The organism is Roseivivax sp. CAU 1753 (assembly GCF_054482575.1).
Map to the genome: position 1 here is coordinate 146,480 of NZ_JBTLRF010000008.1, position 6,329 is coordinate 152,808.

General features: G+C 62.6%; 4 protein-coding genes and 1 pseudogene. All 5 read left to right on the forward strand.

The genetic code is table 11. The annotated features are described in order from the left end of the window. Positions 1-213 precede the first annotated feature (213 nt). The gene (locus tag ACXYMN_RS16160) at positions 214-420 is read left to right on the forward strand and encodes a hypothetical protein (RefSeq protein ID WP_459014690.1); all 207 of its coding nucleotides are present in this window, start codon (positions 214-216) and stop codon (positions 418-420) included. Between the two features lie 518 nt (positions 421-938). Then, positions 939-1,532: a helix-turn-helix domain-containing protein gene (locus ACXYMN_RS16165; RefSeq protein WP_459014691.1), complete on the forward strand. Its 594-nt coding sequence runs from the start codon at positions 939-941 to the stop codon at positions 1,530-1,532. Beyond that, positions 1,519-3,747, forward strand: coding sequence for a relaxase/mobilization nuclease domain-containing protein (locus ACXYMN_RS16170; RefSeq protein ID WP_459014692.1), 2,229 nt, complete (start codon positions 1,519-1,521; stop codon positions 3,745-3,747). Before ACXYMN_RS16165 ends, ACXYMN_RS16170 begins: the two co-directional genes overlap by 14 nt. A gap of 8 nt (positions 3,748-3,755) precedes the next feature. Continuing rightward, a complete protein-coding gene (locus tag ACXYMN_RS16175) occupies positions 3,756-5,756 on the forward strand; it encodes a type IV secretory system conjugative DNA transfer family protein (protein ID WP_459014693.1) in 2,001 nt (666 codons plus the stop codon). A 108-nt stretch (positions 5,757-5,864) separates the two neighbouring features. Beyond that, positions 5,865-6,002 (forward strand): annotated as a pseudogene (locus tag ACXYMN_RS16180) (IS481 family transposase); the annotation flags it as partial. Positions 6,003-6,329: the final 327 nt, after the last annotated feature.

Genomic DNA, 6,329 nt, shown 5'->3' on the forward strand with positions numbered 1-6,329 from the left:
CGCGACTGCAAAGTGGCGGCACAAATTCGGGTCTCTCCTTTTTGCTCATAGATTTGGATCGCACGGGGTCGGCCCGTCCGTGCCCTCAGCTCACGCTTCGGCAAGCACAAATACGGCTTCCACGGCTAGCCGCGGACCCTCCGCATTTGCGCTTGCGACCGGGCCTCTTACCCCCGTGCCGGGTGATCCCCATCGCAACAAGGAGTAACCCAAATGACCAACCACTACGTCGCCACCGTCCCTGTCAAGTTCACCGATACCGATGGCCAGGAGCGCACCCGTTTTCAGCGCGTGGGCGCGATGTTCCGCAACACCCGCAACGGGGACGGATCGGAGTTCTTCAGCCTCAAGCTCGACTTCCCCGTCGCGGTCTCGGAGCTGGTGATGTTCCCGCCAAGCGCGAAAGGTCCCCAGGACTAAATCCTCTGACGAGGATGGGCCGCCCCAGGACGATCTTGGGGCGGCCCGATCCCTGTTCCAGGGATGCCGGACCCTGCGCGTTCAACGGACGCACTCCGCCCGGAATGATCAGGCCGCGACAGGGCGGCCAGTCAGCCTCAAGGGGGCCATCCACAAAAACCTATCGGCCAGGGCCTCCCGGTTTTTGCGGCAGAGATTTGGGGGCCCAAATCTGGCCCTCCTTGACCCTGCCTGTCCGCCCTGTCGGTGGGGTTTGCGCCCGCCCGCGGTTCCGTCCGAACACATGCGTGTTCGGCCAGACCCTCGGGCGGGGCTGGTGGACGGGACCCCTAGGACAGGTGGGACGCCCGGTGGTGAGGGCGGCAGAGCCGCGTCCCTGCGGGCCGCGGCGTGAAGCGGACACCAAGGCTGCCTGAGCCTGAATTCGACATAAGTATATAATTGACAGCTTGGTATATTATCGTAAGGTAGGGGCAGCCTTGGTGGAAGGTGGCAGGAAATAGGGGGTCTTTCTTCGCATGTCTCGCTCAAAACGCCTCATCGATGCGGAGCGCATGGAGATCGTTCGCGAAGCTGCGGAAGGCGTTTCCACTTCAGTGCTAGCGGAACGGTTTGGCGTGTCGGTGCGGGCGATTCAGTACACGCTCAAAGCCGATGCCGAGCGCCAGACGGATGCCGCGATCCCGGTCTCAGCGGTCAGTGTGAAGGTCACGGCTGCGGAGCTGGCGGCGCTCGACGAGGTGCTGGCGAAGGCGGGGATCGAGAGCCGGGCCGAGGGGCTGCGGCGGCTCATTCAGGCCGCAGGCGGGGTGTTCGTTCCGGACGCGCAGATGGCGGCAGAGATGGCGCGCTACCGCGCCTCGCTGCACGAGGTCGGCAATGGGGTCGCACAGATCGCCAAGCAGATGACGCAGGCCAACCGGATGGGGCAGGGGGCCGGTGGAGGGACGAGTGCCGAGTTCACCGAATTGCGCCTTGCGCAGATGCGCGGGCTGGCGCGGTTCATCCTGGATTCTGCTGACGAGATCGACCTGCTCCTGCGCCGCCGTCGGGACGCAATGCAGCTGCAGGCCACGGCCGCGCTGAGGGAGTTTGCCCATGCGGCTGAATGATGCCGTCCATGCCGTCACGGGCGAGGTCTTCCGGGATGGCTGGAGCCGCGTCCGGGGCTCGATGCAAGGTCTGCACGTGGCCAAGCAGACCCAGCTTACGCGCGCGGCAGCAGGGCATCGGCCAGCGGTCTTCAAGGCGATCCGGGGCGGGGGCACGCATACCAAATCGCAGCTCGTAAACCAGCTCGATTACCTCACCATCAAGTCAACCCATATCGTGGACAGTAGCGGGTTCCTGGATGGCAAGGCGAAGCTCGAGGCGGGTGACATCAAGGACCTGACCGAGCGCTTTGCCAAGCGGTGGGATGCGGGCTTCAAGCCCAAGCTTGGGCAGACCACCCACATGCTCATGTCCTTCCCCATCGGCACGCGGGGCGAGGATGTGCGCGACATCGCGACGGATGTGGCCGAGCGGTTCTTCCAAACGGACGCGGGGCATTTCGATTACATCATCGCGGTGCATGAGGACCGCGATCACCCCCATGCGCATCTGGTGCTGAACCGCCGCTCGCAGGAAGGCGAGTTCTTCTTTCTGGGGCGCAACCACCGCTTCAACTATGACGACTTCCGCCTCGCCATGGTCGAGGAGGCGGAAAAGTATGGTGTGCGGCTGGAGGCCACACGGCGGGTGGATCGCGGGGCTGTACATTACCCAGCCCGGACCAGCGAGGTCTATGCGGCGAAAGAAGAGGGGCGCGCGCCCCGCGAGCGCGAACGTGTTGGGCAGGACCTGACGCGTACGCTGGCAGAGATCGCCAACACCAGAACCGTCTACCATTCGCTTGCCGTGGAGGCCTCCCGGGAGACCTCCGAGGTCCGCGGGGCCCGCGAAGACATTGCGGCGGCGCTCTTCCGCGCGGGTGAGGTGCTGGCGCATGGCGGGCAGGTGGACCGAACAGGAGATGTGTATATGGCCGAGGATCAAAGTTTTGAGGATCTGAGAAGTCTCTATGCGGAAAAGCTCGCGCGGGTGCAGGGCATGATCGCCGAGAAGTCCGACGCGGAACGTCCCGCGTTGGAAAAGCGCCTCATCGAGATCCAGACGCAGGTCCAGCACATGCAGCCTCTGGGTCTGCGATCATCCACGCTGTCAGAGACCCCCTCGGAGGGCGGGATCTATTCCGAGGCGAACATCGACACCAACCAGCGCGAGCGTCTGGCCGAGCCGCACTTGCGGTCGCGCATAGACATCGCGCTGCGCGGGACAGGGATCAGCACATCGGAAGTGGTGGCCCGGATCGAGACGCGCGCCTCAAATGCAGCACTGGAGCATCAATGGATCGCCAATGATCTCTCCAAAGTGGCTGAGGCGCGGAACCTGAACCTCGAACGCCGCGCCGATCTGGAACAGGCGCGCGACAGTCTCAACGATGTACATGTCGAACTTGGCACGCTCTTGGAACGGGAGAACGTGCTGCGCCGGGATGGGGTCATTGAAGAGGCCCGCGAAGTCCGCGCGCATCTCACCGAAGACCGGATCGAGGACGCCGCCAATGCGGTGCGGTTGGAGACGCCGCTAAGCGAACGGGATGAGGCCGTGATCGAGACCCGCGCGGTGGAGCGGCTCGAGGATGAACAGTGTGCCTATCTCCGGGATCACCCGGAGCTTCTGCAAAGCCCGACCGACGTCATCCGCATGGATGAGGACGGCCAGGCGCGGATCGTCGATCGTGATCTTGCCGCCCGCATCACACAGGAAGTCGAGGCCGCGCGCATGGGTGCCCACAGCTCCACGCCGATCTCCGTGGCCGTCACGCGGGACCTGCAGGCGCGCTACCCGGATATGCCCGAGCAACTGGCCGAGGGTCTGGGTGACACCTATGTGCGCGTCCAAGAGGCAAGTCAGGTAGAACGAGACGCGCGTCTGATCGAGACACCTGAACTAGAGCGCGTGCTGGCCCATGAGCGGGCAGGGGAGCTGACCGGACCGTTCGAGACGTCAGCTGATCGTGATGCCTTCCGAAGCGAGATCGCGCGGGTCCTCGACGAGAGGCAATTGGACCGGGTCACATCTGGCGATGCCGACGCGCTGGAGAAGGTGCTCGAAGATCGTCTCGACCGGCTCTACGCCGCCAAGGTCTATCTCCAGTCAGATGCAGCGACGGCCAACTCGGAGGCCCTGCGCCAGGTGGTCGATGAGCTTGCCGACACTGAGTATGAAAAACACCGCGCCACAGACGTGGATGGCGAGTCTGAGCGCGGGCAGACCCATTGAGCGGGTCAATGGGCAAGGCGCGTATCGCCATTGGGGTGGTGCTGGTTACTCTGGTGGCCGCTGCCATCGGTTATACCATCGCCTCCGCGGTGCTGACCTTCAAAGACCTCGGCTTTGGCGCGGACATCGACTTCGCCTATATCGCGCAACACTATCTCGCGATCCGGGATCGGCGCCCGGATGATTTCCAGCTGATCAACCTGATCATCGGCGGTTGCGCCGTGGCCGGGCTGATGCTGAGTATCGCCATGTCCGGTTCCGCGCTCACGCGCTTCGGTCAGACCCATTGGCAGAAGCGCGGCGAGATGAAGGCCAACGGGTTCTTCGGGCGGCCCGGCACAGGCTTCATCCTCGGCAAATTGGGCCCCCCGAAATCCCGCGCGAAGTACATCTGCTCGAAGACCTTCCCCCACGCGCTGATCGTGGCCCCCACCGGGCGTGGCAAGACCACGGGCTTTGTCATCCCAAACTTGCTCACCTGGCAGGGTTCTGCTGTCACCCTGGATGTGAAGGGAGAATGCTTTGAAGCAACAGCCCGGCACCGCGCGGCGCAGGGCGACAAGGTTTATCGCTTCGCGCCGACCGACTGGGAGGGCAAGCGCACGCATCGCTACAACCCGCTCCTGCGCATCTTCGAGCTGACCGACCCCGCCCGCCAGCAGATGGAATTGCAGCTCCTGGCGACGCTCTTCCTGCAAAGTGACAACGACAGGGTGCAGGGCCTCCTCAAAGGCGGGATCGATCTCTTTGTGGCGGCAGGCCTGCTGGCCTTTCAACGCAAGCGCCCCACCCTGGGCGAGATCTACCGCATCGCCGCTTCGGGCGGGAACAAGCAGAAGGAATACTTCGCGCGAGGCCATGAGGTGGACAACAGGGCCGCCAAGTTGATCTTCACGCGGCTGGCCTCGACGAACAACGATACGCTGACCTCTTACGTCTCGCTCCTGATGACCTCGGGGCTCGATCAATGGCAGAATCCGGCGATCGACGAGGCGACGGCGGTGTCGGACTTTGATTTCCGCACGATCCGAAAGAAGCCCTTCTCCGTCTACCTCGTCGTCCAGCCTCTCATGGTGAAACCCCTCGCGCCGCTCATTCGGCTGTTCTTCTCCGATCTTCTCTCGGCCATGCAGGAAAAAGACCCCGGACCGGATGAGCCCTGGCCGGTCATGATCATGCTCGATGAGTTCAATCGTTTGGGCAAAATGCCCATCGTGGTCGAGAGTATTGAAACCCTGCGCACCTATCGCGGCCACCTGGCTGTGGTCACTCAGACCATCCCCGCCCTCGATGAAATCTACGGCGAGAACACCCGCCGTGCTTTGCAGGGCAACGCCGGCGTGAAGCTTTACCTGACGCCCTCCGACGAAAAGACGGTCGAAGAGCTCAGCAAAGCCGTCGGCAAGACCACGAAGACTGTCGTCACGCGCTCGCGGTCCATCGGCAAGAATCCCTTCGAAGGGCGCAGCCAGTCCGTCCGCACTGAGGAAACCTCGCTTCTGCCCGAGGACGAGGCTCGCCGCCTGCCGCTCGACGAGATTGTCATGGTCGTCGATGCGCAGATGCCGATCCGGGCGAAGCGGATCCAGTATTTCGACGACCGGCTGTTCAAAGCGATCCACGCGGCGCAGACGGGCGAGTTGCCCTTTCCGGAGCCGGGGGGAGGGGGGGCGCAAGGCATGCTGCCGCTGAGTGTGCGCGCCATGCCGATGACTCCGCCTTCGAATGGACCATGTGGGTCTGACGCCGTCGTGGAAAACTCAGCTCAGGCTGCAGATGGCCAACAGTCACAGCAAACTGACGGCGTTCCAAAGAAAACCGCGCCTGTCGTTCAAGCCGTTATCGCCCAGGAACAACGACAGATGGAGATGGATTTTGGAAGCCAGGTTGCGGATGCTGAAGCTACGAGCGTCGTTGATCAGGCGCAGATGCGCTCCGCCGTCGATGGCTTGGATGAAATGGAAGTGATGTTGCAAAGGGCGGATGGGGAAAAGCTGGGCGCTCGGTAGGGGGGGCGAGGATGGTAAGTCTGTAGGGAGCGGAGAGCGGAAGTTCGCTGCGCATTTAGCCAATGGCTGCTGTGGTGAAGGTTTTCTGATGCGGGTCGCGGCGGCACGTTACAGGCAGATCTCGACGAATGGCTGTATCACTACAACACCGAACGGACTCATCAGGGCAAAAGGTGTTGCGGCAGAACGCCGTTCCAGACCATGATTGAGGGCAAAGAAATCTGGAAGGAAAAGTTCGTGAACTGAACTTCGCCTGACAGACGCCGCCAGAAAAACGGCCAACTGTCAGATCACATCTGAACCACTACAGCTGAGGGTACCCGACATAACGTTGGCACCGCTCGTGGGTTGGGACGGTGCGGGTTTGTTGGAAGTATCACATTGCCTGTGATCTGCGGGCCGATGCAGAGATCATGGATCCCAAAAATATCTACAGCGTTTCAACCGATCGTAAGCGGTGCGCCGCTCCCACACTTACGGCATGACGCCTGATCTGCGATTCAGAGGCTTCTTTGATTTGTGGGGAGTTTCGTGATGGTAGCTACAAGCGAGTTTCTGGCAAGGGTACCGCGC

Bases quoted from the DNA above. Each gene is read 5' to 3' on its own strand.
- ACXYMN_RS16160 (WP_459014690.1), top strand. From the start codon at position 214: ATGACCAACCACTACGTCGCCACCGTCCCTGTCAAGTTCACCGATACC.
- ACXYMN_RS16165 (WP_459014691.1), top strand. From the start codon at position 939: ATGTCTCGCTCAAAACGCCTCATCGATGCGGAGCGCATGGAGATCGTT.
- ACXYMN_RS16170 (WP_459014692.1), top strand. From the start codon at position 1,519: ATGCGGCTGAATGATGCCGTCCATGCCGTCACGGGCGAGGTCTTCCGG.
- ACXYMN_RS16175 (WP_459014693.1), top strand. From the start codon at position 3,756: ATGGGCAAGGCGCGTATCGCCATTGGGGTGGTGCTGGTTACTCTGGTG.